This is a genomic window from Methylomonas lenta, from assembly GCF_001644015.1.
Taxonomy (GTDB): Bacteria; Pseudomonadota; Gammaproteobacteria; order Methylococcales; family Methylomonadaceae; genus Methylomonas; species Methylomonas lenta.
In genome coordinates this window covers 1-1,839 of record NZ_LUUI01000004.1, presented here as the reverse complement: position 1 = coordinate 1,839, position 1,839 = coordinate 1, and the positions used below count along the sequence as shown (strand labels likewise).

Genomic DNA, 1,839 nt, shown 5'->3' with positions numbered 1-1,839 from the left:
TGGACTAAACCGCTTCGCGCTATGGTGTCATCCAAAGCTTGTTTGTGATTGAAAAAGAGTAACTGCGCCCAATGTTAAGGGATAAGGCAATCCGCCTTACTCAAGACAGGAGCAGCATCATGTCTACATCCACACAAACCATCACACCGTTGCGCCAACGCATGATCGACGATATGCGGATTCGCAACCTAGCCGATAATACCCAATCAGCCTACCTGCAACAGGTTACCGCCTATGCAGGCTATTTTCACCGCTCCCCGGATGAACTGGATCAGGAAGCGATTCGTGCCTATCAGGTTTATTTAACAAAGACTCGCGGACTGTCTCCGAGCAGCATCAGTGTGGCCACCGGCGCGCTGCGCTTTTTGTACAAAGTCACGCTCAAACGCGACTGGGCCATTGATGAGATCCCCATGCCTAAACGGCCCTTCAAACTGCCGGTGGTTCTCAGCCGAGAGGAAGTCATGCACTTCCTGGCTTCGGTCGATAGCATCAAGCACCGAACGATTCTCATGACGGCCTATGCCGCAGGTTTGCGGGTTTCCGAAGCCATTCATCTCAAGGTGAGCGACATCGACAGCCAGCGTATGACGCTACGCGTCGATCAAGGGAAAGGCCGCAAAGATCGCTACGTCATGCTCTCACAGCGTTTGCTTGATGAGCTACGTACTTACTGGAAAGCAGTGCGCCCGACGCTGTGGCTATTTCCGGGCGACCTGATTGGTCAACCCATTACCCGATGCGCCGTCGAAATGGCCTGTCAGAAAGCACACCGTGCCTCTGGGATTTCAAAACCCATTACCCCGCACTCGTTGCGTCACGCGTTTGCTACCCACATGCTGGAATCCGGCACCGATGTGCGTACCATTCAGCTCCTGCTGGGTCATCGCAGTCTGGCTACCACCTCCCGTTACCTGAAGATCGCCACCAGTACGGTCTGTGCAACCACCAGTCCTTTTGACTGTTTACCGCAGATTGAAGGCTCAAAAGCATCCCCAGCACCACCCGCTCATTTCTGAGCTGCATGATGGACACCTCCAGATTCGAGGTGGCGGATATTTTTCGCCAGGAAGGTTTTGCCTACCGACAGCAGCACGCTGAGTCCCTCAGCCGTGGGCAACGTTGCGTGATGAGCGCAATCGAGCGTTGCCGTACCGCCGCTCTTGGCGGACATGTCGAGCAGTGCGACAACTGCGGTCATCAGCGCATTGCCTACAACAGTTGCCGCAATCGGCACTGTCCTAAATGCCAGTCGCTCGTGCGCGCACAATGGCTGGAAGATCGCCAAGCCGACCTCATTCCCGTTGAGTACTTCCACGTTGTTTTCACAGTACCCGAGGAGATCGCAGCCATCGCGTACCAGAATAAATCCGTGGTCTACAACCTCTTGTTTCACGCCGCCGCCGAGACCTTGCGCACGATCGCCGCCACCCCCAAGCACTTGGGTGCCGAGGTTGGCTTCATCGCCATACTGCATACCTGGGGGCAAAACTTGCAGCATCATCCGCATTTGCATTGTGTCGTGCCGGGCGGAGGTCTAAGTGCCGACGGCGAACGTTGGATTTCCTGTCGTCCTGGATTCATTCTGCCTGTGCGCGTCCTGTCGCGGTTGTTTCGTCGCTTGTTTCTGGCGCAGTTGCAGACTGCCTTTGACGCTGGGCAGCTGCAGTTTTTCAACGCCCTTGAAGCGCTGCAAAGTCCCGATGTTTTTGCCCGGTATCTGGCTCCGGTAAAAAAAGTCGAATGGGTGGTTTACGCCAAGCCGCCGTTTGGCGGTCCTCAGCATGTTCTCGAGTATCTGGGGCGCTATACGCATCGGGTGGCCATTGCCAATCATCG

General features: G+C 55.5%; 2 protein-coding genes. Both read left to right on the top strand.

The annotated features are described in order from the left end of the window. Positions 1 to 119 precede the first annotated feature (119 nt). Positions 120 to 1,019, top strand: coding sequence for a tyrosine-type recombinase/integrase (locus tag A1359_RS00255; RefSeq protein WP_198159216.1), 900 nt, complete (start codon positions 120 to 122; stop codon positions 1,017 to 1,019). 8 nt (positions 1,020 to 1,027) lie between these two features. Further along, a partial coding sequence (locus A1359_RS00250) for an IS91 family transposase (protein WP_066976252.1) occupies positions 1,028 to 1,839 on the top strand: 812 nt, incomplete at its 3' end.